The organism is Shinella zoogloeoides (assembly GCF_003574625.1).
In the GTDB taxonomy this organism is placed as follows: Bacteria; Pseudomonadota; Alphaproteobacteria; order Rhizobiales; family Rhizobiaceae; genus Shinella; species Shinella zoogloeoides_A.
Genome location: NZ_QNUJ01000005.1, coordinates 215,628 through 242,464, shown reverse-complemented (window position 1 = coordinate 242,464; position 26,837 = coordinate 215,628). Strand labels below are relative to the sequence as shown.

The 26,837-nt window shown below is 65.4% G+C and carries 23 protein-coding genes; 7 read left to right on the top strand and 16 right to left on the bottom strand.

Annotated elements, in window-relative coordinates; all coding sequences use genetic code 11:
- Positions 1–41 precede the first annotated feature (41 nt).
- From DSD28_RS11910 to DSD28_RS11895, 4 genes are all read right to left on the bottom strand, one after another.
- Positions 42–254, bottom strand: a complete 213-nt coding sequence (locus tag DSD28_RS11910; RefSeq protein WP_119256615.1) for a hypothetical protein — start codon at positions 252–254, stop codon at positions 42–44.
- The gene (locus tag DSD28_RS11905) at positions 251–943 is read right to left on the bottom strand and encodes a GNAT family N-acetyltransferase (RefSeq protein WP_119256614.1); all 693 of its coding nucleotides are present in this window, start codon (positions 941–943) and stop codon (positions 251–253) included. The genes DSD28_RS11910 and DSD28_RS11905 overlap by 4 nt, the downstream gene beginning before the upstream one ends.
- Before the next feature lie 97 nt (positions 944–1,040).
- A complete protein-coding gene (locus DSD28_RS11900) occupies positions 1,041–1,733 on the bottom strand; it encodes a tellurite resistance TerB family protein (RefSeq protein WP_119256613.1) in 693 nt (230 codons plus the stop codon).
- Positions 1,734–1,861: 128 nt separating this feature from the next.
- Positions 1,862–2,500: a 2-dehydro-3-deoxy-phosphogluconate aldolase gene (locus tag DSD28_RS11895; protein ID WP_119256612.1), complete on the bottom strand. Its 639-nt coding sequence runs from the start codon at positions 2,498–2,500 to the stop codon at positions 1,862–1,864.
- Between the two features lie 153 nt (positions 2,501–2,653).
- Between DSD28_RS11895 and DSD28_RS11890 the strand changes: the two genes are divergently transcribed.
- A complete protein-coding gene (locus tag DSD28_RS11890) occupies positions 2,654–3,139 on the top strand; it encodes a CYTH domain-containing protein (protein ID WP_119256611.1) in 486 nt (161 codons plus the stop codon).
- Between the two features lie 54 nt (positions 3,140–3,193).
- Positions 3,194–4,132 (top strand): rhodanese-related sulfurtransferase, encoded by a 939-nt coding sequence (locus tag DSD28_RS11885; RefSeq protein ID WP_119256610.1) that lies wholly within the window; start codon positions 3,194–3,196, stop codon positions 4,130–4,132.
- Between the two features lie 187 nt (positions 4,133–4,319).
- Here DSD28_RS11885 and DSD28_RS11880 read toward each other — a convergent pair whose 3' ends face one another.
- On the bottom strand, positions 4,320–5,693 hold the full coding sequence (locus DSD28_RS11880) for a GH1 family beta-glucosidase (RefSeq protein WP_119256609.1): 1,374 nt from the start codon (positions 5,691–5,693) through the stop codon (positions 4,320–4,322).
- Between the two features lie 748 nt (positions 5,694–6,441).
- On the opposite strand from DSD28_RS11880, the gene DSD28_RS11875 reads away from it, so the two are divergent.
- The gene (locus DSD28_RS11875) at positions 6,442–7,341 is read left to right on the top strand and encodes an HD-GYP domain-containing protein (RefSeq protein WP_162911363.1); all 900 of its coding nucleotides are present in this window, start codon (positions 6,442–6,444) and stop codon (positions 7,339–7,341) included.
- Positions 7,342–7,347: 6 nt separating this feature from the next.
- Here the strand turns inward: DSD28_RS11875 and DSD28_RS11870 are convergent, their stop codons facing one another.
- The 5 genes from DSD28_RS11870 to DSD28_RS11845 form a co-directional block, all read right to left on the bottom strand.
- Positions 7,348–8,532, bottom strand: coding sequence for a Gfo/Idh/MocA family protein (locus tag DSD28_RS11870; RefSeq protein WP_119256607.1), 1,185 nt, complete (start codon positions 8,530–8,532; stop codon positions 7,348–7,350).
- Positions 8,533–8,713: 181 nt separating this feature from the next.
- Positions 8,714–9,766, bottom strand: a complete 1,053-nt coding sequence (locus tag DSD28_RS11860; RefSeq protein ID WP_119256606.1) for a sugar phosphate isomerase/epimerase family protein — start codon at positions 9,764–9,766, stop codon at positions 8,714–8,716.
- A 300-nt stretch (positions 9,767–10,066) separates the two neighbouring features.
- Positions 10,067–11,017 (bottom strand): substrate-binding domain-containing protein, encoded by a 951-nt coding sequence (locus DSD28_RS11855; RefSeq protein WP_119256605.1) that lies wholly within the window; start codon positions 11,015–11,017, stop codon positions 10,067–10,069.
- A gap of 60 nt (positions 11,018–11,077) precedes the next feature.
- A complete protein-coding gene (locus DSD28_RS11850) occupies positions 11,078–12,082 on the bottom strand; it encodes an ABC transporter permease (protein WP_119256604.1) in 1,005 nt (334 codons plus the stop codon).
- A gap of 36 nt (positions 12,083–12,118) precedes the next feature.
- Positions 12,119–13,645, bottom strand: coding sequence for a sugar ABC transporter ATP-binding protein (locus DSD28_RS11845; RefSeq protein ID WP_119256603.1), 1,527 nt, complete (start codon positions 13,643–13,645; stop codon positions 12,119–12,121).
- 207 nt (positions 13,646–13,852) lie between these two features.
- Here DSD28_RS11845 and DSD28_RS11840 point away from each other — a divergent pair, with 207 nt between their 5' ends.
- Positions 13,853–14,884: a LacI family DNA-binding transcriptional regulator gene (locus DSD28_RS11840; RefSeq protein WP_119256602.1), complete on the top strand. Its 1,032-nt coding sequence runs from the start codon at positions 13,853–13,855 to the stop codon at positions 14,882–14,884.
- Between the two features lie 109 nt (positions 14,885–14,993).
- On the opposite strand, the gene xylA is transcribed toward DSD28_RS11840, so the two are convergent.
- The 6 genes from xylA to DSD28_RS11810 form a co-directional block, all read right to left on the bottom strand.
- Positions 14,994–16,304 carry a xylose isomerase gene (gene xylA / locus DSD28_RS11835; protein ID WP_119256601.1) on the bottom strand — a complete coding sequence of 437 codons (1,311 nt, stop codon included), beginning with the start codon at positions 16,302–16,304 and terminating at the stop codon, positions 14,994–14,996.
- Positions 16,305–16,331: 27 nt separating this feature from the next.
- The gene (gene xylB / locus DSD28_RS11830) at positions 16,332–17,786 is read right to left on the bottom strand and encodes a xylulokinase (RefSeq protein WP_119256600.1); all 1,455 of its coding nucleotides are present in this window, start codon (positions 17,784–17,786) and stop codon (positions 16,332–16,334) included.
- 9 nt (positions 17,787–17,795) lie between these two features.
- Positions 17,796–18,839 (bottom strand): LacI family DNA-binding transcriptional regulator, encoded by a 1,044-nt coding sequence (locus DSD28_RS11825; protein ID WP_119256599.1) that lies wholly within the window; start codon positions 18,837–18,839, stop codon positions 17,796–17,798.
- Positions 18,840–18,929: 90 nt separating this feature from the next.
- A complete protein-coding gene (locus DSD28_RS11820) occupies positions 18,930–20,012 on the bottom strand; it encodes a metallophosphoesterase (RefSeq protein WP_432430857.1) in 1,083 nt (360 codons plus the stop codon).
- Between the two features lie 106 nt (positions 20,013–20,118).
- The gene (locus DSD28_RS11815; RefSeq protein ID WP_119256597.1) at positions 20,119–21,711 is read right to left on the bottom strand and encodes a DHA2 family efflux MFS transporter permease subunit; all 1,593 of its coding nucleotides are present in this window, start codon (positions 21,709–21,711) and stop codon (positions 20,119–20,121) included.
- Positions 21,712–21,793: 82 nt separating this feature from the next.
- Positions 21,794–22,999: an HlyD family secretion protein gene (locus tag DSD28_RS11810; protein WP_119256786.1), complete on the bottom strand. Its 1,206-nt coding sequence runs from the start codon at positions 22,997–22,999 to the stop codon at positions 21,794–21,796.
- Positions 23,000–23,174: 175 nt separating this feature from the next.
- Between DSD28_RS11810 and DSD28_RS11805 the strand changes: the two genes are divergently transcribed.
- From DSD28_RS11805 to DSD28_RS11790, 3 genes are all read left to right on the top strand, one after another.
- Complete coding sequence (locus DSD28_RS11805; protein WP_245424816.1) at positions 23,175–23,813, top strand: TetR/AcrR family transcriptional regulator; 639 nt, start codon at positions 23,175–23,177, stop codon at positions 23,811–23,813.
- 134 nt (positions 23,814–23,947) lie between these two features.
- Positions 23,948–24,697: a TerC family protein gene (locus tag DSD28_RS11800; RefSeq protein ID WP_119256595.1), complete on the top strand. Its 750-nt coding sequence runs from the start codon at positions 23,948–23,950 to the stop codon at positions 24,695–24,697.
- 292 nt (positions 24,698–24,989) lie between these two features.
- Positions 24,990–26,762 carry an SLC13 family permease gene (locus DSD28_RS11790; RefSeq protein ID WP_119256594.1) on the top strand — a complete coding sequence of 591 codons (1,773 nt, stop codon included), beginning with the start codon at positions 24,990–24,992 and terminating at the stop codon, positions 26,760–26,762.
- Positions 26,763–26,837: the final 75 nt, after the last annotated feature.

Sequence of the window (26,837 nt, the reverse complement as noted above, 5' to 3'; positions counted from 1 at the left end):
CGAAGCGGTTTTGCGTTCGGAATTGCGTTGAAACAGACGTTCTAGTTGCCGCGCTTGCGCTGATAGCGCGCCCTGAGCCAGAAGACGAGGAAGAAGCCGAGCACCAGCAGTGCGCCGAAGGCGCCCGCCAGCCACGGCGAGACATTGCCGAGCGCGACCATCATGCGCGGCAGGAAATAGAACACCACACCCGTGCCGAGCAGGATGAGCAGCGCCGCAAGCGCCGCCGACTTTCCCTTGGCCTCGCCGCTCACGCCGCGTCCGCCTTGGCGATCTCGGCGCGGATATCCTCCAGCCTGCGCTTCTGCCGTCCCTCGGCATCGAAGTTCTCCGGCAGGAGCCAGGCATCGAAGGCCTTGGCGACGACCGGCCATTCGCTATCGATGATCGAGAACCAGGCGGTATCGCGGTTCTCGCCCTTGGAGAGCATATGCTGGCGGAAGACGCCTTCGAAGGTGAAGCCGAGGCGGGTGGCGGTGCGCTTGCTGGCCGCGTTGTCGTTGTGGCATTTCCACTCGTAGCGGCGGTAGCCGAGATCCTCGAAGACATGCTTGGCGAGGAGATACTGCGCTTCGGTGGAGAGCGGCGAGCGCGACATGCCGCCGCCATGGGCGATGCCGCCGATCTCGACGACGCCGTTGGCCGGATCCGGCCGCATGTAATGCGCCATGCCGGCCGGCTTGCCGCTCGCCTTGTCGACGATGACCTCGCGCACCCAGCCGGACCTGATCGCGCCTTCCGACCACGTGTCGAAACCCTCGATGCCCGAGAAGTCGGCCTGCGTGAAGTAGCGCAGCAGCGGGTTGATCGCCATGCCGCCGAAGGCATCCCAGAGCGGCTGGAGGTGCTTGGCGCGATCATAGGGCTCGATGCGCACAGTGCGCCCTTCGAGCGTCACCGGCGCCGGCGGCGGGCAACCTTTCCAGTCCTTGAGATCGCGCATGAAAATCCTCCTTCGGTCTTGCCGAAGGGATAGAACAGCCGGCGGGCCGAAGCAATCGGCAAAGCAGGGAGCGGCGTTCGGCCGCTCCCCGTAAATGTCAGACGGTCGCGGCCGAAACCGTCGCCTCGATATGGTCGACCAGCGCATCGGCAAGGCCGAGGCGCCCGGCGAGAAGATCGAGATAACCGCGCTCGGCGCGCGTCTTCGGCTCTATGGCAAGGCGCGAGGCGGTATAAAGCTCGACACGCTGTTCCTCGGTCGTCGCGGCCGCGACGATCGCGTCGAGATCGACCGGATTGGCAAGCTCGTCCTCGAGGAACCGGGCGGCATCGGCGCCGAGCCCGGAGACCTTCAGCTTGTCCATGATGCGGGCGCGCTCGGCATCGTCGATATGGCCGTCGGCGCGCGAGGCGGCGATCATGGCACGCACGAGGACGAGGGCGAAATCGGTGCCGACCGCCTCGGGATGGAAGCCGGAATCGGCCGGCGGCGGCAGGAGCTCCGGCGTGCCGGCCTGCGCGGTATCCGCCGGGTTCTGCCCGTCGCGATAATTCTTGTAGGCCTGGTAGCCGAGGCCGGCGATGGCGGCGAGGCTGCCGAGCTTCAGCGCCGAGCCCGCGACCTTGCGCCCGCCATCCGTGCCGAGCAGCACGCCGGCAATGGCGATGGTGGCAAGCGGATTGTCCTTGGCGAGCTGGGTGACCTGGCCGGCGCGGTCGCGCACGGTTCCGCCCGCGCCCGGCACCTGCGAGCCGAGGAACTGGTCGAGCAACGTCTTGGGGTCGAACATGGGCGTCTCCGTTTCTCCTGTCGCGGCAAGAAGCCGGCTGCAAGGCAAGATAGGAGTGCCCCCTTCAAATTACAAATGCATGACGGGCGGCCGATGGCCGCCCGTCCGCAATTCCGTCGATCCTGCCTTCAGCCCTTGAGGGCGGCGGCTTCCGCGGCAAGCTTCTCGATGCCCGCCCAGTCGCCCTTGGCGACGAGATCCTTCGGCGCGACCCACGAGCCGCCGACGCAAACGACATTCGGCAGCGAGAGATAGTCGCGCGCATTGGAAAGCGAGATGCCGCCCGTCGGGCAGAACAGCGTGCCGGCGAGCGGCGAGGACAGCGACTTGAGATAGGCCGCTCCGCCCGCCTGCTCGGCCGGGAAGAACTTCATGACCTGATAGCCCTCCTCGCGAAGGCCCATGACCTCGCTGGCCGTGGCCGCGCCCGGCAGCAGCGGGATTTCGGAATCCGCCGCCGCATCGATCAATTCCTGCGTCGTGCCGGGGCTGACGATGAACTGCGAGCCCGCCTCGACCGCCGCCTCGTACTGCGCGGCATTGAGGATCGTGCCGGCACCGGCGACGGCGCCCTCGACCTCGTTGGCGACCGCGCGGATCGCCTCCAGTGCGGCCGTCGTGCGCAGGGTGATCTCGATGGCCTTCAGCCCGCCGGCGACCAGCGCCCGCGCGAGCGGAACCGCCGTCTTGACGTCGTCGACGACCAGCACCGGCACCACCGGCTGCAGCTTCAGGACGGAAAGGAGCTTGGCGTTTTTCTCGCGCATGGCACCACCTTTTAAAACGATTGAAATGAGAGCGGCATACCGCGTCCGCGACGTCGTGTCGAGCCTAAAGCATGATTCATGGCCTTGTCATGACACACTTATCGTGTAGTGTTTGCCTCGCCCAAGCCCATCTCCAACAGCGAAAGCATGCCTATGGCAAAAGAGATCGAGCGGAAGTTCCTGGTATCGGGGCAACGATGGCGCAGCTCTGCAAACGAGGGCATCGCCATAAGGCAGGCCTATATCGTCGCGCAGGACGACCGGTCGCTGCGGGTTCGCCTCTATGGCGACGGACGGGCGCGCATCACGCTGAAGGTCGGCCATGCCGCGCTGGTGCGCGACGAATACGAATTCGACATCGATCGCGACGAGGCCGAGGACATGCTGCGCCATGCAGTCGGCAAGGTCATCGAGAAGGTGCGCTACAAGGTGCCCCATGAAGGCCATGTCTGGGAGGTCGACGTCTATGACGGCGCCCATCGTGGCCTGGTGATCGCCGAGGTCGAGCTCTCCTCGATCCACGACGAGCCGGAACTGCCAAACTGGGTGGGCCGGGAAGTGACCGGTGAAAGCCGCTATTCCAACCAGTCCATGGCGCTCGGCATCAGCAATGGCGCGAGCCTTCGCCAGCTCGCCTGATCCGTTACACCGCGCCGCATTGCCTGAAATGCGCCAAAGCTGTATGTGGCGGCCATGACAAACACGATCTCTTCGCCCGCTGGAAACGACGGCTTCCTCGTCGCCGCGCTCTATCATTTCGTCTCGGTTCCCCGCTTTGCCGAACTGCGTGGTCCCCTGCAGGCGCTCTGCGAGGAACATAGCGTGCGCGGCACGCTGCTGCTCGCCCATGAAGGCATCAACGGCACCATCGCCGGGCCGGATGCCGGCGTCCAGGTCGTGCTTTCCTTCCTGCGCGCCCAGCCGGAATTTTCCGGGCTGGAGCACAAGGAAAGCCGCGCCGGCGACATGCCCTTCCTGCGCATGAAGGTGCGGCTGAAGAAGGAGATCGTCACCATGGGCGTCGAGGATATCGATCCCAACCGCTCCGTCGGCACCTATGTGGCGCCGAAGGACTGGAACGCGCTGATCTCCGATCCCGACACGATCGTCATCGACACGCGCAACGACTACGAGACGGCCATCGGCATCTTCAAGGGCGCGGTCGATCCGAACACCAAGACCTTCCGCGAATTCCCGGACTGGGTGCGCCAGAACACCGGCCTGCACAACAAGCCGAAGATCGCCATGTACTGCACCGGCGGCATCCGCTGCGAGAAGGCGACCGCCTTCATGAAGGCCGAGGGCTTCGACGAGGTCTACCACCTCAAGGGCGGCATCCTGAAATATCTCGAGGACGTGCCGCCGGAGGAAAGCCTGTGGGAGGGCGCCTGCTTCGTCTTCGACGAGCGCGTCTCCGTCACCCATGGCCTCGAAGAAGGCGAGCACAAGCTCTGCCGCGCCTGCCGCCATCCGCTGACCGCGGAGGAAATCACCTCCCCGCTCTACGAGGCCGGCGTTTCCTGCCCGCATTGCCATAGCGAGCGCAGCGAGGAAGACCGGATGCGCTTCCGCCAGCGGCAGAAGCAGATGGACCTCGCGAAGAAGCGCGGCGAGCGGCATCTGGGGAAATAGCGGCGGGAAGCCGCCCCTCATCCGCCTGCCGGCACCTTCTCCCCGCAAGCGGGGCGAAGGGACGGATGCAATGCCTGTTTCCAACCACAAGCCTTTCGTGATGGGAAAGGCGTGCCTCCTGCGCCTTCGCCCCGCTTGCGGGGAGAAGGTCGCGGCAGCGGGATGAGGGGCGGGCATCCCCATTTGCTCAGCCCGCGCGATGGTTGCCCTTCGGGAACTGCCCCGCCAGCGCGCCATACCAGTGGCCGCTCTTCTTCACCGTGCGCACCTGCGTCTCGTAATCGACATGCACGATGCCGAAGCGCATGCGGTAGCCTTCCGCCCATTCGAAATTGTCCATGAGGCTCCAGGCGAAATAGCCGCGCATCGGGTAGCCCTCGTTGATGAGGTCCGCCGTCACGCCGAGATGGTCGGCGATGTAGTCGAGGCGGGGCTGGTCGTCCACCGTGCCGTTCTCCACGCCCATATTGTAGCAGGCGCCGTTTTCCGTGATGTAGCAGTCGGGCAGCGTGTAGTCGGCATTGAACTTGCGCACGAGATCGCCAAGGGCAGGCGCATAGACCTCCCAGCCGATATCCGTCTTGATATCCGCCACCGGCGGGGCCGGCACGGTCGCCGGGAACTCCGCGGTTTCAGCCGGATCGTCGGCGACGCGCATGGGCGTGTAGTAGTTGAGGCCCCACCAGTCGAGCGGCTGGGCGATCGTTTCCATGTCGCCGGGCTCGATGGCGGGCATGCGATGGCCGAGGGCGGAGAGGAAGCGTTCCGGATATGCACCCTTGAAGACCGGGCCGAAGAAGACGCCGTTGTGGAAATCGAAGGCGCGGTCGGCGGCCGCCTTGTCCGCCGGGCTTTTGCTGCCCGGATAGATCGAATGGGCGTTCAGCACGAGGCCGACGGGCAGGTCCGGCCGCTCGGCGCGGATGGCCGAGACGCCGAGGCCATGGGCGAGATTGGTGAAATGCAGGGCGTGCAGCGCCGCATCCATGTTGCGCTCGCCGGGCGCGTGGATGCCGTAGAGGTGGCTGAGCCAGACGGAGCACCAGGGCTCGTTGAAGGTCGCCACGGCATCCAGCCGGTCGCCGAGGCGGGCGATGACGGTCCTGGCGTAGCGCTGGAAGGCATAGGCGGTCTGCCGCGCGGTCCAGCCGCCCTCTCCCGCCAGCATCAGCGGCAGGTCCCAATGATAGAGCGTGGCATAGGCCTTGATGCCGCGCGCCTTCAGGCCGTCGACGAGGCGGTCATAGAAACCGAGCCCCTTCTCGTTCACCGGTCCCGTGCCCTCGGGCACGATGCGCGGCCAGGCGATGGAGAAACGATAGGCCTCGACGCCGAGCGACTTGATGAGATCGAGGTCTTCCTCCAGCCGGTTGTAGTGATCGCAGGCGACATCGCCGTTATGCCGGCCGAAGACGCGGCCCGGCATGTTGGAGAAGGCATCCCAGATCGACGGCTTGCGGCCGTCCATCTTCGCCGCGCCCTCGATCTGGAAGGCGGCGGTCGCCACGCCGAAGAGGAAATCGCCGGGAAAGCGGTCGGCAAGGGTCTTGGGGTCGATCATCGGTCTTCTCTGTGCCGGGAGGGTTTTTGCCGTGTGAACGGCACCTGTAACGTTGCAGTATCGCCATTTCATGAAAAGTCAATCGCGAAGCATACCGAACGGCCCGCACGCCGAAACGCCGGGTGGATGTTCTGCCATCGGACGGGGCGCTGGAAGCTGCCTCATCTGAAATGGTTTAGTGTGGCACCTTTCAGCGCCCCGTTCAGCGGTTTGTGCTCGCGACTTGGGTCCCTCTGCAAGGGCGGAAGAAGAGGATGTTGCTCGCCGGTTTCCGGCATGGGCCTTTCCGTTTTTGCATCCGCCCAGCGCTCCATGGCGAAACGGACGGAAGGGGTTTCCTTCCGGACGGTACCCATCCCGGCGGACGATGCCGACGCATCCGCCGTCTCCTGCCCCCTTGTGTGCCGCACAGGCACGCCCGGCGCGCCGTTCGGGGCGTGAAGCGAAAGGGTTGGTCCGAGGCCCTGCCGCTTCCCCCGTGTCGCCGGAGGGAGACCATTTTCCGCGAGCCCGGTGCGAGAGGTTCTGCGTCTTCCCCTCCCGCCCCGCGCCGACCCCGCCTCGCTGCAACGCCTTGCAGTGTATCCGTGGCGGGATGGGGGGATTGTAGGCACAGCTTCGGAGGGCGGGGAAAATCGTGCCGCGATTTTTCCTGGCGGCCGGTGCGAGGCCGCGGGAAAAACAGCGGTCACTTAAACAACGATTAGGAATTCACCCTCAAAATGCCGGGGTGGCTGGAGACAGATGCGTGGTACGGCGAATTCCGAAACATCTCGTTCGCAAGGGCATGTTCATCGAATCCGTGGAATGCCCCGATACCGAATTTTCCGGTCGCCGCTTCCTCGTCCAGTCCGACGACACGCTGCGCGCCATCCTAGCCACCTCGGCCACCTATGCGCTGGTCAATCCGCAGAAGAGTACTGTCGATATCGACGGTGCCGCTCCCTCGACATTGCAGGCGGAAGAGCGCCAGCGCACGATCGAGACCGTGGCGCAAGCGACGCAAACGCTGCGCGGAAGCTTCGATGCGGTTCGCATGGGGCAATTGCAGGTGGAGGCGCTGAACCCGGTCGCGGACGAGATTTCCGACCGGATCGAGGCTTCGCCCGATATCTTCCTCAAGGTCACGCGCCTCAAGAGCAAGGACAAGGGCACCTATGTGCATTCGCTGGCGGTGAGCGCGCTGATGATGCGGCTTGCCCGCGCGCTCGGTTATGCCGAGGACGCGATGCGCGAGCTCGGCGTCGCCGGGCTGCTGCACGATGTCGGCAAGCTGATGGTGCCCAACGCCATTCTCAACAAGAACGGCGGGCTGGAGGCGGCGGAACGGCGGGTGGTGCGCAACCATCCGGAAATCGGCTATCGCCTGCTGAAGGAACAGGGCAATGTCTCGGAGATAATCCTGGACATCTGCCGGTATCATCACGAGGCGCTTGACGGCAGCGGCTACCCGGCCGGGCTCAAGGCCGACAGGATCGGCCCCGAAATCCGTCTCGCCACGGTCTGCGACGTCTTCGAGGCCCTGACGAGCACCCGCCCCTACAAGCGTCCCTGGACCGCCAGGGACGCGCTGAACTGGATGTTCGACCGCGAACAGCTCTTCGACAAGAAGATGGTCATCCGCCTCGGCGGCATCTTCGCCGACTAAGCCGCCTTACACCTTTACCCAGGCCCCGTTCTTCTTCGACGACTGCACGCAGGCATCGACGAAGAGCATGCCCTTGAGGCCGTCATCGACCGTCGGATAGGTGACGGCCGGATCGACCTTCGCGCCGCTGCGCTTGGCATGGATGGCGCGGGCGGCCTCGGAATAGATATTGGCGAAGCCTTCGAGGTAGCCTTCCGGGTGGCCCGAGGGCACTCGGCTGACGCGGGCGGCGGCCGGGCCGGAGCCTGCGCCGCCCCGGGTAATGAGGCGCTTCGGCTCGCCGAAGGGCGTGTACCAGAGATAGTTCGGATCGGCCTGCACCCATTCGAGGCCGCCCCTGGTGCCGTAAACGCGGACCTTGAGGCCGTTCTCATGGCCGGGCGCGACCTGGCTGCACCAGAGCGTGCCCTTCGCCCGCACGCCGTCCTTCTCCTTGAAGCGCATCATGACATGGGCGTTGTCATCCAGCCGGCGGCCGGGCACGAAGCTGTCGAGATCGGCGGTAAGCTCCTCCAGCTCGAGGCCGGAGACGAAGCAGCCGAGATTGTAGGCATGGGTGCCGATATCGCCGGTGGAGCCGCCCGCGCCGGATTTCGTGGGGTCGGTGCGCCAGGCGGCCTGCTTCTGGCCGCTGCTCTCGATATCCTCGGTCAGCCAGTCCTGCGGATATTCCATCTGCACGAGGCGGATCGCGCCGAGCTCGCCGTTCCGGATCATCTCGCGGGCCTGCCGGACCATCGGATAGCCGGTGTAGTTGTGGGTGAGCACGAAGAGGGCGTCGCTCTCTTCCGTGAGCTTCTTCAGCTTGCGCGCGTCGGCCAGCGTCGAGGTCAGTGGCTTGTCGCAGATGACGTGGATGCCGCGCTTCAGGAATTCCTTCGCGGCCTCGTAATGCACATGGTTCGGCGTGACGATCGCCACCGCCTCGATGCCGTTCTTCAGCTTGGCCTCGCGGATCGCCATCTCCTTGAAGCTGCCATAGCTGCGCGACGGGTCGAGCCCGAGTTCGCGCGCCGACTGCTCGGCCTTTTCCGGCGAGGACGAGAGCGCGCCGGCGACAAGCTCGTAATGATCGTCGAGCCGGGCGGCGATGCGGTGCACCGCACCGATGAACGCGCCCGAGCCGCCACCGACCATGCCGAGCCGGATGCGGCGCTCCCGCGTTTCGTTTGCGCTTCCTTCGATTGCCATTGGGTGTTTCCTCCTAGGTGTTGCTACGGGAGGCTCACCCCCCTCTGTCACTTCGTGACATCTCCCCCACAAGGGGGGAGATTGACTGGTGCCATGTCGGATATGGCAACACCCCGCCGCATCCGATCTCCCCCCTTGTGGGGGAGATGCCCGGCAGGGCAGAGGGGGGTATCCCCGACCTTCAAAGCCCGAGCATGCGCCGGTTGGCGGCCTGGTCCGTGCCGGCGTCGGCGAAGTCGTCGAAGGCCTTTTCCGTCACGCGGATGATGTGTGCCTTGACGAATTCGGCCCCTTCGCGGGCGCCGTCTTCAGGATGCTTCAGCGCGCATTCCCATTCGACCACGGCCCAGCCGGCGAAATCGTTGGCGGCCATCTTGGAGAAGACGGCGCCGAAATCGACCTGGCCGTCGCCGAGCGAACGGAAGCGGCCGGCGCGGTTGACCCAGCTCTGGTAGCCGCCGTAGACGCCCTGCCGGCCCGTCGGGTTGAACTCGGCATCCTTCACATGGAACATGCGGATGCGGTCCTTGTAGATGTCGATATTGTCGAGATAGTCGAGGCACTGCAGGACATAATGCGAGGGATCGTAGAGCATGCAGGCGCGGGCATGGTTGCCGGTACGCTCCAGGAACATCTCATAGGTGATGCCGTCGTGCAGGTCCTCGCCCGGATGGATCTCGTAGCAGATGTCGACGCCGTTCTCCTCGGCATGGTCGAGGATCGGCTTCCAGCGCTTCGCCAGTTCGTCGAAGGCGGTCTCGACGAGGCCGGCGGGGCGCTGCGGCCAGGGATAGACGAAGGGCCAGGCGAGCGCGCCGGAGAAGCTGGCCATCGCATTGAGACCGAGGTTCTTCGACGCCGTCAGCGCCATCTTCACCTGCTCGACGGCCCAGGCCTGCCGCGCCTTCGGATTGCCGCGCACTTGCGGCGCCGCAAAGCCGTCGAAGGCCTCGTCATAGGCGGGATGCACGGCGACGAGCTGGCCCTGCAGATGGGTGGAAAGCTCGGTGATCTCGACGCCGTTCTCGCGCGCCTTGCCGGCGAACTCGTCGCAATAGGCCTTGGATTCCGCCGCCTTCTTCAGGTCGATCAGGCGCGCATCCCAGGTCGGGACCTGCACGCCCTTGTAGCCGATATCGGCCGCCCATTTGGTGATCGAGTCCCAGGAATTGAACGGCGCGGCATCGCCGGCGAACTGTGCGAGAAACAGGCCGGGGCCCTTGATCGTCTTCATTTTCGGCTTCCTCCCATGGAGCTGGCCATGGTCGCGGCCAGTCGATGATATTTTTGCGGTACGTACCGCAGAGCGTGGAAAGCTATCGGCCTTTGGCCGGGCGGGCAATGCGGAATTATCGATGTCGGTGGAATGTGAGGCGATGGATGACGCGGCACGGATATCCGGCAGTGTTCGCCACATCCTACCATCTCTCCTTCGTCGTGGTCGGCTTGACCCGACCACGACGAAGGAGAACGTGGCGCGGTCATGGACAAACCGCCCGGGCCGAAAACCCGGGCGGCTCGCTTCGTCGTCAGATCAGAACGGGGAATCCGGGAAGTAGAAGTCCTTCGCGTTGTCCTTCGTCACCAGCGTGGCGTCGATGGTGTAGACGCCGCGGACCGGGACCTGGCCGTAGAAGTTGGCGACGGTCATTTCGAGCGCGGTGCCGACCATTGCCGGCGGATAGAGCACGTCGACCGGGATCATCTTGTCGCCGTCCATGACCTTCTTGATCATGTCCTTCGAGCCTGCGCCGGCGACGACATACTGGATGTCCGTGCGGCCGGCCTGCTCGATGGCCTGGAGGACGCCGACGGCCATGTCGTCGTCCTGGCACCATACGACGTCGATCTTCTGGTACTTGGTCAGGTAGTCCTGCATGACCTTGAAGGCGTCGTCGCGGTTCCAGTTGCCGTACTGGCGATCGAGGATCTTGACGCCCGAGCCTTCGATGCCCTTGTCGAAGCCATCCTGGCGCTGCTGGTCGATCGGGATCGCCATGCCGCGGATGACGACGACTTCGGCATCCGGCGTCGTGGTCTTGATATATTCGCCGGCTGTCTGGCCGAGGGCGAAGTTGTTGCCGGCGACATAGAGGTCACGCACGGAATTGTCGTTGGTGCTCGGCGCACGGTCGACCAGCGCGACGAAGGTGCCCTTGCCCTTGACTTCCTTGATGGCGTTGACGAGCGGATCCGGGTCGGTCGGCAGGATGACGAGCGCGTCGATGCCCTGCGTTTCCAGGTCCTGCACGGCATTCGCCTGGCTTGCCGGATCGGGCGAGGTCTTGACGATGACGTTGAGGCCCGGATTGCGCTCCATCAGGAGCTTGGCGACGCGCTCGGCATGGTAGACGACGCCGGAGGTCCAGCCATGGTCGGCGGCCGGGATCGACACGCCGATCGTCACCTTCTTGTCTTCTGCGTGCACGGCGCCGGCGATGAGCGCCATGGCGGCGACCGTCAGGCCCAAAAGTTTCTTGCGCATGAGTTTCCTCCCAAAAGCAGGTCTGTTTTCTGACCGGGCGACCCGTTGACCCGGCTAGTCCTACGACTTCCGCACCAGCGAGCGCTGGACGAGCATCGCAATGATGATGATCGCGCCCTGGATGGCCCCGATCAGATATTCGCTGATGAAGTTGGAGAGCAGCATGATGTTGCCGACCAGCTCGAGAATGAAGGCGCCGCAAATCGTGCCCCAGACGCGGCCCGCCCCACCCTTCAGCGCCGTGCCGCCGACGACGACCGCGGTGATCGCCTGCAATTCCCACAGGATGCCCGTGGTGGCGGAGGTCGAGCCGAGGCGCGGCACATAGAGCAGCACGGCGATGGCGACGCACAGGCCCTGGATGACGAAGGCGATGGTGCGCACGCGGTTGACCGGGATGCCGGAATAGCGCGCGACGTCGCTGTTCGAGCCGACCGCCACGACATGACGGCCGTAGCGCGTGCGGTAGAGCACGAAAGCGGCGATGGCCGTGACGACGAGGATGACGACGATCGGCACCGGCACGCCGAGGATGTAGCCGAAATAGGCCGGGCGATACATCGCCTGCAGTTCCGGCTCGCGCAGCGTGATCGCGCCGCCCTGCGACAGCCAGGTGGTGAGGCCGCGATAGATGCCCATCGTGCCGAGCGTGGCGATGAAGGGCTCGATCTTGCCGACCGTGGTGATGAGGCCGTTGGCAAGGCCGCAGACCGCGCCGATGACCAGCGTCAGCACGACGGCGGCGGCAAGCATCATGCCGGGATCGGCGATCACGCCCGAATTCATGAAGAGGATCATGATCGAGGCGACGAAGGCCACCATCGACCCGACCGAGAGGTCGAGGTCCCCCGAGGAGATGACGAAGGTCGCGCCGACCGCGATGATCGCGATGAAGGCGCTGCGCGTCGCGACATTGGCGAGGTTGTTGAGCCCGATGAAGTTGGGGTTCACCAGCGCGCCGACGATGAGGAGCAGCGCGAGCGCGGCAAAGGGCGCGACGGCCCTCAGATCCACATCCCGCCAGCTTCGGCCCCGCGGCTTCGTTTCGACTGCGTCTTCCGTCATGTTCGTCCCCGACGTAATTCGTTGTTCTGGCGGCGATCAGGCCGCGGTCTTTTTCTTGAGGCCGGCCGAATAGCGCATGATCTCCTGCTCGGAGATCTCCTCGCCTTCGAGAATGCCGACGATCCGCCCTTCCCGCATGACGGCGACGCGCGTGCACAGGCCGATGATCTCCGGCATCTCCGAGGAGACGACGACGATCGACTTGCCGTCACGGGCGAGCGCCGAGATGAAATGGTAGATCTGCTGCTTGGTGCCGACATCGATGCCGCGCGTCGGCTCGTCGATGATGATGACGTCGGGCTCGGTCTCCATGACCTTGGCGAGCAGCAGCTTCTGCTGGTTGCCGCCCGACATGCGGCCGGCGACGACGCGCCCGTCGCGCACGCGGATATCGAAGCGGCGGCGGGCGCGCTCCAGCGCGGTCGCCTCGCTCTTCGGGCTGAGATAGCCGTAGCTGCCGTGCTTCTCCAGCGATTGCAGCGTGAGGTTCGCCGTCATGCGGGAGTTCAGCAGCAGGCCCTTGTGCTTGCGGTCCTTGGTCATATAGGCGATGCCGACGCGGTTGGCGGCATGGACGTCACCGCCCGGCACGCTCTCGCCGCGCAGCCTGACCTCGCCGGCTGTGCGCGCCCGAAGACCCGCAACGGCCTCCATCAATTCCGAGCGGCCGGAGCCGATCAGGCCGGAAAAGCCGAGGATCTCGCCCTTGCGGACCTCGAAGCTCGCATCCTTGACATAACCCGTCGAAAGCCCCTCGACGGCGAGCGTGACTTCCTCGTCGACGCTCGGCTCCTGCTTGGCGGGATAGAGGCTGGAAAGCTCGCGGCCGACCATGAGCTGGGCGATGGATTCGCCATCCAGAATGCTGGTCGGCGCCGTCTTCACCCATTGGCCGTCGCGCAGCACCGTGACGCGGTCGGTCAGCTCCATCACCTCGTCCAGCTTGTGCGAGACGAAGACGAAGGACGTGCCCTTTTCGCGCAGCTTGCGCACCTGGCGGAAGAGGTAGTTCGTCTCCTCGCGGGAGAGGACGGCCGTCGGCTCGTCCATGAAGATGATACGCGCGTCACGGCTGATGGCTTTCGCAATCTCCACCATCTGCTTGTCGGCGATGGAGAGCGAGCTGATCAGCGCATTCTCATCGACATGGGAGCCGAGCTGGTCGAGCACGCGGCGCGTCTCGGCGCGCATGAACTTGCGGTCGAGCACGCCGAAGCGCGTGACCTCGCGGCCGAGGAACAGGCTCTCGGTGACGGTGAGATGTTCGGCGAGATTGAATTCCTGATGGATGATGACGATGCCGAGCGCTTCGGCCTGCCCGTTCGGCGGCAGCTTCACCGGCTGGCCGTCCAGCAGGATCTCGCCGGAGGTCGGCTGCTCGAAACCGGAGAGGATTTTCACCAGCGTCGACTTGCCGGCGCCGTTCTCGCCCATGAGCGCGTGGATCTCGCCGGCGCGAAGCTCGAAATTGACGCTGAACAGAACCTGTACGCCATTGAAAGACTTGCTGATACGGCGTGCAGCGAGAACGACGGGAGCCCCGTCGGCAGCGTCCGGATTCATCGATTTTCTCCCTGCGGCTCCCTACCGCTTGAGCATGATGTAAACCTTTACACTGGCTATGTAAAGGTTTACATCATTGGATATCAGGAATTTTCACCAAGCGCCGTTTGACCCTCGGGCCAGTCTGTGTAGTGTCCCCCGCACTTCGTTTGTTTGACGCGGTTTCGGGCGTCTTCCCGGACCTGCCATCGCTAAGTGAGAGCCAGTTTGTCGACGTCCAGCCCTGCCACGATCGAGGATGTAGCGCGCATCGCGCAGGTCTCGATCGCGACCGTTTCAAGGGCGATCCATACCCCGGAAAAGGTGGCGAACTCGACGCGGCTGAAGGTCAACCAGGCCATCGCCATCACCGGCTACACGACCAATGCGATGGCGCGCAGCCTTCGCCTCGGCCGGTCGAACATGATCCTCGTCGTGGCGCCCGATATCGGCGACCCGAACTTCTCCAACATCCTCGTGGGCCTGGAAAACGAGGCACGGGCGCATGGCTACGGCATCCTCATCGGCCATACGCAGAACGATCCGCAGCGCGGCCTCGAATATCTGAAGTTCCTGAATTCCAACCAGGCGGCGGGGCTGATCCTCTTCACCGGCATCCTGCCCTTCGGCCACCAGAGCATGACCGCGCGCCTGCCGCCCAGCGTCGGCGTCTTCGAGCCGGTCTATAATGGCGGCATCCCCTATGTCGGCGTCGACGATATCGAGGGCGCGCGCAAGGCCGTCGACCTGCTGATCGCCGAGGGCCACCGCAAGATCGCCTTCATCGGCGATTCGCGCACGCGCCTTGCCTATAGCCGCCGCCGGCAGGGCTATGACGAGGGGCTGGACGCCGCCGGTGTGCCGCCGCGCGACCGCCTCATCCTCGAAGGCGACGGCACCATCGAGAGCGGGCGCCTCGCACTCGAACAGCTCTTCATGCGCGACACGCTGCCGAGCGCCTTCATGTGCGTGAACGACCAGACGGCCATCGGCGTGATGATCGGCCTCGGCGCGCGCGGTTACGACATTCCGACGGACTTTTCCGTGACCGGTTTCGACGACGTGCCGCAGGCGACCTTCATGTCGCCTTCCCTCACCACGATCCGCCAGCCGCGCACCGCCATCGGCAAGAGCTCGATGGCGCTTCTGCTGGAGCTGCTTTCGGGGAGCGAACCGCCGGAAGCCGAAATCCTGCTGACGCCGGACCTCATCGTGCGCAATTCCGTCTCCACCCCGGCGCGGCGGTTTTTGAAGCGGTAGCTGTCTCAGCCGGCATGGGTGCGGGCCAGAGAGGGTATCTGCGGCGAATGTTTCAGCCCGCAACGAAAAAGGGCGCCATTCGGCGCCCCTCTCGATATCGCAAAGCCACTCAAACGTAGCGGTTGACCACGTTTTCCAGCAGTTCCTGCCGGCCGGAGCGCGGCTGCGGGTTGATGCCGCCGGAAAGCACATAGGCCTCCAGCGCTTCCAGCGAGGAACCGCCGGAAAGGATCTTCTGCGCATCCGGCTTCTGCCAGCCGGCATAGCGCTCGGCGAGCGGGCCGGAGAGCGCCTTGTCCTCGACCATTTTCGCCGCCGCCTTCAAGCCGCGCGCGCAGCAATCCATGCCGCCGATATGGCCGATGAGCAGATCCGCCGGGTCGATCGATTGGCGGCGCAGCTTGGCGTCGAAATTGGTGCCGCCGGTCGTGAAGCCGCCGCCGGCGAGGACCTGGTAATAGGCGAGCGCCATTTCCGGCACGTTGTTGGGGAACTGGTCGGTATCCCAGCCGGACTGGTAGTCGTTGCGGTTCATGTCGATGGAGCCGAAGACGCCGAGCGCATTGGCGAGCGCCAGCTCGTGCTCGAAGGAATGGCCGGCGAGGATCGCATGGCCCTGCTCGATATTGAGCTTCACCTCGTTTTCCAGGCCGTACTTCTTCAGGAAGCCGTAGACCGTCGCGACATCGTAGTCGTACTGGTGCTTGGTCGGCTCCTGCGGCTTCGGCTCGATGAGGATCGCGCCCTTGAAGCCGATCTTGTGCTTGTATTCCACCACCATGTTGACGAAGCGGCCGAGCTGGTCGAGCTCCTGGCCGATATTGGTGTTGAGCAGCGTCTCGTAGCCCTCGCGGCCGCCCCACAGCACGTAGTTGTCGCCACCGAGGCGCTGCGTCGCGTCGATGCAGGTCTTCACCGTCGCGGCGGCGAAGGCGAAGACATCCGGGTCCGGATTGGTCGCGGCGCCGCCCATGTAGCGGCGGTTGGAGAAGAGGTTCGCCGTGCCCCAGAGCAGCTTGACGCCGGTCGCGGCCTGCTTTTCAGCGAAGTAGTCGACGATCTCGTTGAGGTTCTTCGTGTTTTCGACGAAGTCCTTGCCTTCCGGGCGCACGTCGGCGTCATGGAAGCAGTAGAAGGGAACGCCGAGGAGCTGGAAGAATTCGAAGGCGACATCGGCCTTCAGCTTCGCAGCCTTCATCGTATCCTCGAACCACGGGCGCTCGAAGGTCTGGCCGCCGAAGGGGTCACCGCCCGGCCAGACGAAGGTGTGCCAGTAGGCGACGGCGAAGCGCAGGTGATCCTCCATGCGCTTGCCCATGACGATCTCGTCGGGATTGTAGTGACGGAAGGCGAGCGGATTGGTGCTCTCGGGACCTTCATACTTGATCTTGGCGATATCGCCGAAGAAGCCGGTGGCCATGGGTGTCTCCTCTTGAATGGTCGTTGATCAGTAGGCGGCGCGGATCGCCGGATAGAGGCGGCGGTAGCGCTGGTAGGCATCCTCGTAGGCGGCGGTGAGCGCGGCCTCGGGTTCGATGGTTTCGGCGGTGGCGGGCGCGGTCAGCACCTCCATCGGGTTCGCGCCCGTCGCGGCGATGAGGCCGAGGCGGGCGGCACCGAAGGCGGCGCCGAAATCGCCATCGGCCGGCAGGTCGACGGGAAGGTCGAGGGCCGTCGCGATGGACTTCAGCCAGTAGCGCGAGCGCGAGCCGCCACCGATGGCGGTGACGCGCGACAGGCGCGTGCCGGCGGATTTCAGCGCTTCGAGATTGTCGCGGAGCGCGAAGGACACACCCTCCAGCACCGCCTGCGTCAGCACCGGACGGCCGCTCTCATGGCCGAGGCCGAGGAAGGCGCCGCGGATGGTGGCATCGTTGTGCGGCGTGCGCTCGCCGGAGAGATAGGGCAGGAAGGTGACACTGGACGGCGCCTTCAGCGCCTCGCCGAGTTCCTTCGTGAGATCGGCGGCGGAAGCGCCGGTGACGCGGGAATGCCAGTTGAGCGCATCGGTCGCCGAAAGGATGACGCCCATCTGGTGCCAGGTATTGGGCAGTGCGTGGCAGAAGGCGTGCACGGCGCTTTCCGGGTTCGGCAGGTAGCTGGCATTCGCCGCGAAGAGCACGCCGGACGTGCCGAGCGAAACGAAGGCCGTGCCCTCGCGCACCGTGCCCATGCCGCAGGCCGAGGCCGCGTTGTCCCCTGCCCCGCCGGCGACGACGACGCCTTCGCCGAGGCCCCATTTCGACGAAAGTTCCGGCCGCAACGTGCCGGCCGGCTCGGTGCCTTCCACGAGACCAGGCATCTGGCGCTCTTCGAGGTCGGTCGCGGCCAGCAGTTCGGCGGACCATTTGCGCGCGCCGGTATCGAGCCAGGAGGTGCCGGCGGAATCGGACATTTCGGAGAGGTGCTCACCCGTCAGCCAGAGGCGGAGATAATCCTTGGGCAGCAGCACCCAGCGGACTTTCGCGAAGGTATCGGGCTCGTTGTTCTTCACCCAGGCAAGCTTCGGCGCGGTGAAGCCGGGGAAGACGATATTGCCGGTGATTTTCCTGAAGCGCGGATCGGCGTCGAGCGCGGCGGCTTCCTTGTGGCTGCGCGTGTCGTTCCACATGATGCAGGGGCGCAGCACCTTGTCATCCGCATCGATCAGCGTCGCGCCGTGCATGTGGCCGGAAAGGCCGATGCCGCGCACGGCGGAGAATTCCGCGGGGTGGGTGGCGCGAAGGCTGGCGATCGCCTCCTCCGTGGCGCGGATCCAGTCGGCCGGATCCTGTTCCGACCAGCCGGCATGCAGGCGCGCGGTCTCGACATCCTTGCCGGAGGCCGAGCCGACGACCCGCTGGTCCCCATCGATCAGCATGGCTTTCACGCCCGACGTGCCGAGGTCGATCCCGAGATACATGGCTGTCTCCTAGTTTTCCTCGTCCGGGCCGGCCGGGAGGTTGTCCTTGATGAAGATGTCGAGGCGGATGCGCTCCTGCGCGGCATTGACCGGCAGGCCATCCGCCTTGGCGCGCAGCACGCGGATGGCGCTGCGCACCTCATGGCCGGCATCCTGGTTGAGCACGGCATCGACGACGCCGCTTTCCAGCGCCGCCCGGGTCTCGCCCGTCAACTCGTGCACGATCACGCAGAGATCGCTCCTGCCGCTTTCCGCGAGCGCTGCAAGCAGGCCGCGATTACCGGCGCCGAGGCTGTAGATGCCGGCAAGGTCCGGCACATTGGCGAGGCAATCGGCGATCAGCGAGAAGGAAAGCTCCGGATCGTCCTGCCCTTCCAGCACCGGCAGGATGGCGCGGGCCTCCGGCATGGCCGACATGGCGGCGAGAAAGCCTTCGAGACGCTCGCCATGGTCGCGCACGCGCATGGAGCCGGCGAGCACCGCGACCGGGCCGGGCCGGCCGCCGAGGAAGCGGCCCATCAGGCTGCCGGCGGTGCGGCCGGCGGCGATGTTGTCGACACCGACGAAATGATCGCGGCCGGAAGCAGCAAGGTCGGAAACGAGGGTGACGACGGGAATGCCGGCCTCATGCGCGCGGGCGATGGCGTCGGAGACCTCCGGCGCATCCACGGCAACAGCGGCAATGCCGGAAACGTCTTCGGCGATGGCGGCATCGATGGCCTTCGCCAGCGCCGCCGCGTCGAAGGCCGGCACCGTCGCCACGGAAAGGCGGGTGCGCTCGGCGGCGGAATGGAGGCCGGCGCGGCGCACCTCCGCCTCCAGCCCGCGCATGAAGGGATTGTCGCCCTCCGGCAGGATGAAGACGAGCGGGTAGACGCGGCTCTTGGCAAGGTTCGCCGCCGCGACGTCGCGCACATAGCCGAGCGCGGCGATCGCCGCCTCCACCCTCGCGCGCGTGACGCCGCGCACGCCCGGCCGGTCGTTCAGGACGCGGTCGACCGTGGCGAGGCTGACGCCCGCCTTGTCGGCGATATCGTGAACCGTGGGTCTCATCTCTCCTCCGTGGCGAGAGCCTTAGAGGATTTTTTGATGTACGTAAATCAGAAATTTTCAGGCAAGGTCCGGAGGCCGGTTTTACGGGCCCTAGAGACGCTTGCTGAAGGCGTGGGTAAAGAGGAGATCGGCGGGGTTCTCGCCGGCCTTCGCCAGGGCGACGTCCATGAAGGTGTCGGTGACGCGCACCAGCGCGAGGCCGCCGAGGAAGGCGGCGATGGGCTTGAAGATATCGTAGCCCTCGCGGTTGTAGATCATCGGCGTCGGATGCTCGTGGCCATGGAAGATGCCGGCGACATTGTAGCCCTTGAGGGCGGCAAGGAGGGCGGCGCGCTCCTCGTCGCTCCACCAGTGCGCGGGACCCGCGCCGGTCGGATCGAAGGTCTTCGCCGCCGGGTCCCAGTGCTCGGTGGAGAAATGGTCCCAGCCGTAATGCTGGAAGAGCACGACGGGCCGGCCGTCTGCGGCATAGGTTGCAAGGTCCTGCTGCAGCCAGTTGAGGCCGCTGATCGCCCCCTTCGTATCGTCTCCGCCGAAGCGCTGGAGCTGGATGAGGTGCAGCCCGCCCCAGTCCCAGGAATAGTTGTCCGAATCGAGATCGTAGTTCGTCACCGGCACCGGCGCCTTATAGAAGACCGTGGAGCGATGGTTGAGCTCGACATAGTCGCGCAGCTCCCGGCGATACCAGTCGACATGTGGCGGCACGCCGTCCTGGTCGAGGTCGTGATTGCCGAGGCCGTTATAGACCGGGTAGTGCACCCGATCCGGCCCGGTGCCCTGCTGGTAGCGGCTGGTGAATTGCTGGAGCTGCCACCCCTCGCCCGGCACCTTCACCTGCCCGCCGCCATCATCCGTCATGTCGCCGCCAAGCACGAGGCCGAGGGGCGCGGCGATGGGCGCGCCGGCGCTCGCAAGGCCGGAGGGCTTGCCGTCGATGACCGCCGGCCAGACGAGGCCGCCGACCGCATTGACCGCCGCGACATGCCGCAGCAGCGCGGCATCCGTCTTGCCCTCGGCCGCGCAATCCGGACTGAGGCCGTCAGCGGAAACGAGGCAGGCATGGACATCGCAGGAGAAGAGGAAGGTCGCGTCCGTCACGGGACGCTGCGCCCCGGCGGCAATCGCGAGCCTCGGCAGGGCGAGGGAAAGGCCGAGGCCGCCCGCGGCTGTCAGGAGATGGCGGCGGGTGGGATTGAACGGCATGCGGGCCTCCGGGCATCGATCACGCCGCCATTCTGGCGGACGGACCGATGTCCCGGCAAGAGGGTTTCGGGCGGGCTCAGTGCCCGCCCCCGCCCCCGACACCCGATTGCGGTTTGCTGATCGCGAAGGCGCAGACGACGAGCGAGCCGAAGAGGACGGTCAGGAGCAGGAAGATATCGATGAAGGACAGGATATAGGCTTGCTGCTGCACCATGCCGGCCATCTGCTTGATGGCGATGGTCGGCCCGTCGAGGCCATGGGCGGAGAAGTTCGAGGCCATGTTGCGCAATTGCTCGACGGCGACCGGATTGCCCCACTGCACATGCTCGGACAGGCGCAGATAATGCTCCTGCGAACGCTGGGTGAGGATGGTGTTGATGACCGCAAGGCCCACGGCGCCGCCGAGGTTTCGCGTCAGGTTGAAGAGGCCGGACGCATTGCGGATGCGGTCGGGCGGCAGCGTGCCGAGCGCCACGTTGTTGATCGGCACCATGCAGATCATCAGCGAGACGCCGCGCAGGATCTGCGGCACAAGCAGCTCGTAGAAATCCCAGTCGGCGGTGAGCTGCGTCATCGACCATGTGCCGAGCGCAAAGCCGCCGAAGCCCATCATCATCATGACGCGCGGATCGAGCCGCGAAGACATCATGCCGGCGATCGGCGCGGTGCAGAACATGGCAAGGCCCGAGACGAACATCGTCTCGCCGATCATCAGCGAATCGTAGCCGCGGATGCGCCCGAGATAGAGCGGATAGAGATAGGTGAGGCCATAGAGCCCGATGCCCATGACGAAGGAGAAGACCGAGCCGAAGGCGAAGTTGCGGTTGGCGAAGGCGCGCAGGTCCACCACCGGGAACGGCACCTTGAAGGCCCGCCAGAAGAAGACGATGGCGCCGATGGCGACGGCGACAGAGCCGAGCACGATATGCTCGTCGCTGAACCAGTCTTTGTTGTTGCCCTCTTCCAGCACGTATTCGAGCGAGCCGAGGAACACCGCCATGGAGATGAGCCCCCACCAGTCGAAGCGCTTCATCAGGCCGAATTCCGGCTTGTCGAAATCGATCAGGTTGAAGGTCAGGACCGTGACGATGATGCCGGGAATGATGTTGACGAGGAACAGCCAGTGCCAGGAGAAGGCATGGCTGAGATAGCCGCCGACCGTCGGGCCGATGGTCGGCGCGAGCGTCGCGACGAGGCCGATCATCGGCGAGACGACGGAACGCTTGGAGGGCGGGAAGATGGTGAAGGCCGCCGCGAAGACCGACGGGATCATGCCGCCGCCGATGAAGCCCTGGATGGCGCGGTAGACGATCATCTGGTCGATATTCGTCGCGGTCGCCGCAAGGGCGCTGGCGATGGTGAAGCCGGCGGCCGAGAAGCTGAACAGCACGCGCGTCGAGACGATGCGCGCCAGCGTGCCGGACAGCGGGATCATGATGACTTCGGCGATCAGGTAGGAGGTCTGCACCCAGGCGATCTCGTCCGCGCCCGCGCCGAGGCCCGCCTGGATCTCCGACAGCGAGGCCGAGACGATCTGGATGTCGAGGATCGACATGAACATGCCGAAGACCATCGCGAAGAACGCGATGACGCGGCGGACGGGAACCTTGTCGGCATGGGCGGGCGCGCCCGCAAATGCGCCGGCAGTCGGTTGAGCGGTCGCGGCCATAGCCCGCGCTCCCTTGCTGGAGCATCCTGCGGCCGGGTGTCGTCACCCGGCCGCAGGATGCGGTAAACGTTGGATCCGAAAGTTACTCGGCCGTCGCGGCGACCGCCGAGCCCGCGGGGGCCGTGCGGCTGTCGACATCGACGACCACGCTCAGGCCCGCACGAAGCTTGCCGCTGTCCAGCGCTTCCTTCGGAAGGGCGATGCGGACCGGCACGCGCTGCGTGACCTTGGTGAAATTGCCCGTCGCGTTCTCCGCCGGCAGCAGCGAGAAGACCGAGCCGGAAGCCGGCGCGATCGAGGACACGGTGCCGAGGATGTCATCGTCCTCATAGGCGTCGACATGCAGGTGCACCTTCGAGCCGGGCACGAGATGGGCGATCTGCGTTTCCTTGAAGTTCGCCTCGACATAGAGGTCCGTCACCGGAACCAGCGCGGCAAGGCGCTGGCCGGCCGAGACGAGATCGCCGACCTGCACGGAGACATTGCCGACGACGCCGTCATAGGGCGCCTTCAGCACGGTGAAGCCGAGGTCGCGCGCGGCCTTGTCGCGGGCAAGCTCGAGCGTGCGGATGCCGCTCTCGGATTCGGCGCGCTGGGCCTGGAGGACAGCGATATTCGCCTTTGCGGACACGATATTGGCATCCGCGCCGACGAGGTTCGCCTTGGCCTGGTCGAGCGCCACCGTGGCGCTGTCGAGCGAGGCGGTTGTGCCGACGGCCTTGGCATTCAGTTCCTTGGCGCGCTTTTCGGCGACTTCCGCGCCGTTGAGCGCGGCCTGGTAGGCGGTCTTCTGGGCTTCCGCCTGGGCAAGGCTCGCCTTCGCGCCGTCGATCTGCGCGTCGATGCGGTCGAGCGCGAGCTTCTGGGTGGCGATCTGCGCCTCGGCCTGCTCCTTGGCAAGACGATAGTCGCCGTCGTCGAGCGTGACGAGCGGCTCGCCCGCCTTGACCGTCTGGTTGGCGACGACATTGACCGCGGCCACATAGCCGGAGACCTTCGGCGAGATCGAGGCGATGTCGCCCTCGATATAGGCGTCGTCGGTCGAGATCATGAAGCGACCATGCGTCCACCACTGGTAGCCGTACCAGCCGGCGGCGGCGAGCAACGCAAGACCGAGGATCGGCAGCATCATGCGGCGGCCGCCCTTCTTCTTCTCGGGCTGCGCGGCCACGGCCTCGGGCGCCGCGGCCTCCGCCGTCGTCACCGGCCGGGCCTCCGCGGTCTCGGCCTCAAAATCGTCGTTGACCGGGCGAACCTTCGCCGTGCCGGCGCCATGGGAAGTCGACATGCGCATGCCACCATTCTCGGGGTGAAATTTAAAAATTAACTGAACTGAACCGTTCGGTTCGATTTGACATAGTCCTCTTTTTCCCGCATATCAAGTGAAATCGAACCGGGTGGTTCGAAATACTTCACATCAGGCTTTGCGCACGGGAACGGAGATGCATACGACGGAAGACAAGATGGCTGCCCCCCATGCGGGTCGCCGCGTGGCGGGCGAGGACCCCGCCAAGCGCGAGCAGATCCTCGACGGGGCCAAGCGCGTGTTCATGGAGCAGGGCTTCGAAGCGGCCAGCATGAACGACATCACGCGCGCCGCCGGCGTCTCCAAGGGCACGATCTACGTTTATTTCGAGAACAAGGAAGACCTGTTCGGCTACATGATCGAGCGCGAGCGCAACCGGATCACCGAGACGGTCCGCCACGTGCTCGACGGAAAGAAGCCGATCACCGAGACGCTGGCCGATTTCGGCGTGCTCTTCGCCACCCACATGACGGCGGACCAGACGATCCGCGCCATGCGCATGGTGATCGCCGCCAACCATCGCCTGCCGATGCTCTGTAGTCGCTTCTTTTCCGCGACGCCGATCAATCCCGTCTCGGTGCTGCAGGAATATCTCGACCGCCAGGCGGCCGAGGGCATCATCGCATGCGAGGATACCACGCATGCCGCCAAGCAGTTCATCGAGCTCACCACGGTCGGCCTCTTCAAGCCGCGCATCTTCGGCGCGATGGAAGAGGTGCCGTCGCGGGCGACGATCGAGAAGAACGTCACCTCCGCCATCCGCATGTTCCTCGCCGCCTACGGCGCGAAGCCTTGAGAAGCGCCGGAAACCCGCGCATCGGATGACGAAATCGTGATATTCGCCGGAACGGCGGCCCGCTCGCTTGTCAGCGGCCGGATTCTGCATAAATACGGAAGTCCATACCCGTATTCATGGAGAGGAAAGACCGGATGGACAGCATTCTTGCGCTCGTGCAAGACCCGGCCGCCTGGATCGCACTCGTCACGCTCGTCGTGATGGAAGTGGTTCTCGGCATCGACAACCTCATCTTCATCTCGATCCTGACCAACAAGCTGCCCGCCGAACATCGCGTGCAGGCCCGCCGCATCGGCATCGGCCTTGCGCTTGTCATGCGTCTTGCGCTGCTCGGCACCGTCGCCTGGATCGTCCAGCTGACGACGCCGGTCTTCACGCTGTTCGACCACGGCTTCTCGTGGAAGGACATGATCCTGATCGCCGGCGGCCTCTTCCTCGTCTGGAAGGCGACGAAGGAGATCCACCACAATGTCGACCCGGTCGACCACAAGGAGGACATGGTCGGCGGCGCGGTCACCACGTCGTTCGCCGCCGCCATAGGCCAGATCCTGATCCTCGACCTCGTCTTCTCGATCGACAGCATCATCACCGCCGTCGGCATGACGCCGCACCTGCCGATCATGGTGGTCGCCGTGCTCGTGGCCGTCGCCGTCATGCTGCTGGCCGCGACGCCGCTCGCCAACTTCATCGAGAAGAACCCGACCATCGTCATGCTGGCGCTGGCCTTCCTGCTGATGATCGGCACGACGCTGATCGCCGAAGGCATGGGCTTCCATGTGCCCAAGGGCTACATCTACGCCGCCATGGCCTTCTCGGCACTCGTCGAGTTGCTGAACATGCTCTCGCGCAATGCCCGGCAGAAGAGCAGGGGCGCGGGCCATTGAAACAGGAACGGCGGGGCCTTCACCCCGCCGGTTTGTTTTGGGAACCGTCGAAGACGGGCCGGACGGGTTGGGAGCTCGCCTGCCGTTTCGTCGGCCACGGGGAGAAACCGGAAAAATCCCCGTGTTCTCCATCTCCGTCGTGTCCGGTTGACACGGCCCGCCTTCTCTTGGCAAATCTTCGGACGGGTGGATTGTTCCGCGAAAGTTTTGGACGGTTGCGCTGATCGCAGCGGAACCGGCAGGGCCTCAAGGGAATTCATGCCGCGCCTCACCCCGCCGCACGGACTGACATATGACCCTTGAGCAGACCTCCGCCTTCGTCGTCATCGGGCTCATGATGGCGGCGTTCATATGGGGAAGGTTCCGCTACGATCTCGTCGCCTGCTGTTCGCTGCTGCTGGCGCTCGCCGTCGGCATCGTGCCCTTCGACAAGGCGTTTTCCGGCTTTTCCGACGATATCGTCATCATCGTCGGCAGCGCGCTGATGGTGAGCGCGGCGGTCGCCCGCTCCGGCATCGTCAACCTCGCGGTCAAGCGCTTCTTCCCGAACCTCACCTCCAAGCGCAGCCAGCTCGCCCTGCTGCTGGTCTCCGTCGCGGTGCTCTCGGCCTTCATCAAGAATATCGGCGCGCTCGCCATCATGATGCCGCTCGCCTTCCAGTTTGCCCGCAAATCCGGCACGCCCGCCTCGAAGTTCCTGATGCCGATGGCCTTCGCCGCCCTCCTCGGCGGCCTGATGACGCAGATCGGCACCTCGCCCAACATCGTCGTCTCGCGCCTTCGCCAGGAGATCGGCGGCGAGAGCTTCACCATGTTCGACTTCACGCCGGTCGGCGCGACGCTGACGGTCTGCGGCATCCTCTTCATGCTGTTCTTCAACCGCATCGTGCCCGAGCGCACCAACAAGAACGCCAGCATCGAGGAATCGCTGGAAGCGGCCGCCTATTCCTCCGACGCGACGGTGGTGGAAGGCTCGCCCGCCATCGGCAAGTCGCTCAACGAGGTGCTGCGCAACGGCGACGGCGACGTGATCGCGACCTCGATCATCCGCGGCCATGTGCATCTGACGCCCCTGCCGGACGTGCGCCTCATGGCGAACGACACGATCCTCATGGAAGGCACCGCGAGCGCCCTCGACAAGGTCGTCTCCACCGCCGGCCTGACGCTCTCCGGCCAGCCGATCCGTGCCGGGCGCGGCGAGGCCGGCGAGATCAGCGCCATCGAGGTCGTCGTCGGCAACGAGTCCCGCCTCATCGACATTTCCGCGCGCTCCATCGCGCTGTTCCATTCCTACGGCATCAACCTGCTCGCCGTCAGCCGGCAGGGCCAGCGCCTGCGCGAAAAGCTTTCCGAGGTGCGCCTTCGCCCCGGCGACGTGATCGTGGTGCAGGGCAACAACCGGGCGCTGCCGACGCTGCTGCCTGAACTCGGCCTGCTCCCCCTCGCCCAGCGCGAGATCCTGCTCGGCGCGCCGCGCAAGGCGATCATCCCCGTCCTGGTGCTGATCGCCGCCATGGCCTCCACCGCGCTCGGCCTCGTGCCGGTCGCCACCGGCTTCTTCGCCGCCGCCGTTGCCATGGTGCTGTTCCGCGCCGTGCCGCTGCGCGAGGCCTATGCGGCGCTGGACGGGCCGATCCTCGTCATGCTGGCCGCGCTCATCCCCGTTTCCGACAGCCTGCGCACGACGGGCGCCAGCGAACTCATCGCCGGCTGGCTCGGCGACATCGCCGTGCATCTGCCGCCCTTCGGCGCGCTCACTCTCATCCTGCTGACCGCGATGGCGGTGACGCCCTTCCTCAACAATGCCGCGACGGTGCTGGTGATGGCGCCCATCGCGGCGAGCTTCGCAGGAGCCCTGCACTACAGGCCAGAGGCCTTCCTGATGGCCGTGGCGATCGGCGCGGGCTGCGACTTCCTCACCCCCGTCGGCCACCAGTGCAACACGCTGGTCATGGGCCCGGGCGGCTACAAGTTCGCCGACTATCCGCGCGTCGGCCTGCCGCTCTCCGTCCTCATCGTCATCGTCAGCGTACCGACACTGCTCTACGTCTGGCCGGTGCAGTAGCCGGGCCCGAGTTTTTCTTGACGCGCCGGGCTGAATATGGTCTCACCCAGCCCAATGGATAGCCTTTTGCCGCCA

Bases quoted from the DNA above. Each gene is read 5' to 3' on its own strand.
- DSD28_RS11800 (WP_119256595.1), top strand. From the start codon at position 23,948: ATGGACAGCATTCTTGCGCTCGTGCAAGACCCGGCCGCCTGGATCGCA.
- DSD28_RS11815 (WP_119256597.1), bottom strand. From the start codon at position 21,711: ATGGCCGCGACCGCTCAACCGACTGCCGGCGCATTTGCGGGCGCGCCC.
- xylB (WP_119256600.1), bottom strand. From the start codon at position 17,786: ATGTATCTCGGGATCGACCTCGGCACGTCGGGCGTGAAAGCCATGCTG.
- DSD28_RS11825 (WP_119256599.1), bottom strand. From the start codon at position 18,839: ATGAGACCCACGGTTCACGATATCGCCGACAAGGCGGGCGTCAGCCTC.
- DSD28_RS11845 (WP_119256603.1), bottom strand. From the start codon at position 13,645: ATGAATCCGGACGCTGCCGACGGGGCTCCCGTCGTTCTCGCTGCACGC.
- DSD28_RS11855 (WP_119256605.1), bottom strand. From the start codon at position 11,017: ATGCGCAAGAAACTTTTGGGCCTGACGGTCGCCGCCATGGCGCTCATC.
- DSD28_RS11805 (WP_245424816.1), top strand. From the start codon at position 23,175: ATGGCTGCCCCCCATGCGGGTCGCCGCGTGGCGGGCGAGGACCCCGCC.
- DSD28_RS11880 (WP_119256609.1), bottom strand. From the start codon at position 5,693: ATGATCGACCCCAAGACCCTTGCCGACCGCTTTCCCGGCGATTTCCTC.
- DSD28_RS11885 (WP_119256610.1), top strand. From the start codon at position 3,194: ATGACAAACACGATCTCTTCGCCCGCTGGAAACGACGGCTTCCTCGTC.
- xylA (WP_119256601.1), bottom strand. From the start codon at position 16,304: ATGGCCACCGGCTTCTTCGGCGATATCGCCAAGATCAAGTATGAAGGT.
- DSD28_RS11900 (WP_119256613.1), bottom strand. From the start codon at position 1,733: ATGTTCGACCCCAAGACGTTGCTCGACCAGTTCCTCGGCTCGCAGGTG.
- DSD28_RS11860 (WP_119256606.1), bottom strand. From the start codon at position 9,766: ATGAAGACGATCAAGGGCCCCGGCCTGTTTCTCGCACAGTTCGCCGGC.
- DSD28_RS11895 (WP_119256612.1), bottom strand. From the start codon at position 2,500: ATGCGCGAGAAAAACGCCAAGCTCCTTTCCGTCCTGAAGCTGCAGCCG.
- DSD28_RS11790 (WP_119256594.1), top strand. From the start codon at position 24,990: ATGACCCTTGAGCAGACCTCCGCCTTCGTCGTCATCGGGCTCATGATG.
- DSD28_RS11850 (WP_119256604.1), bottom strand. From the start codon at position 12,082: ATGACGGAAGACGCAGTCGAAACGAAGCCGCGGGGCCGAAGCTGGCGG.
- DSD28_RS11870 (WP_119256607.1), bottom strand. From the start codon at position 8,532: ATGGCAATCGAAGGAAGCGCAAACGAAACGCGGGAGCGCCGCATCCGG.
- DSD28_RS11890 (WP_119256611.1), top strand. From the start codon at position 2,654: ATGGCAAAAGAGATCGAGCGGAAGTTCCTGGTATCGGGGCAACGATGG.
- DSD28_RS11810 (WP_119256786.1), bottom strand. From the start codon at position 22,999: ATGTCGACTTCCCATGGCGCCGGCACGGCGAAGGTTCGCCCGGTCAAC.
- DSD28_RS11905 (WP_119256614.1), bottom strand. From the start codon at position 943: ATGCGCGATCTCAAGGACTGGAAAGGTTGCCCGCCGCCGGCGCCGGTG.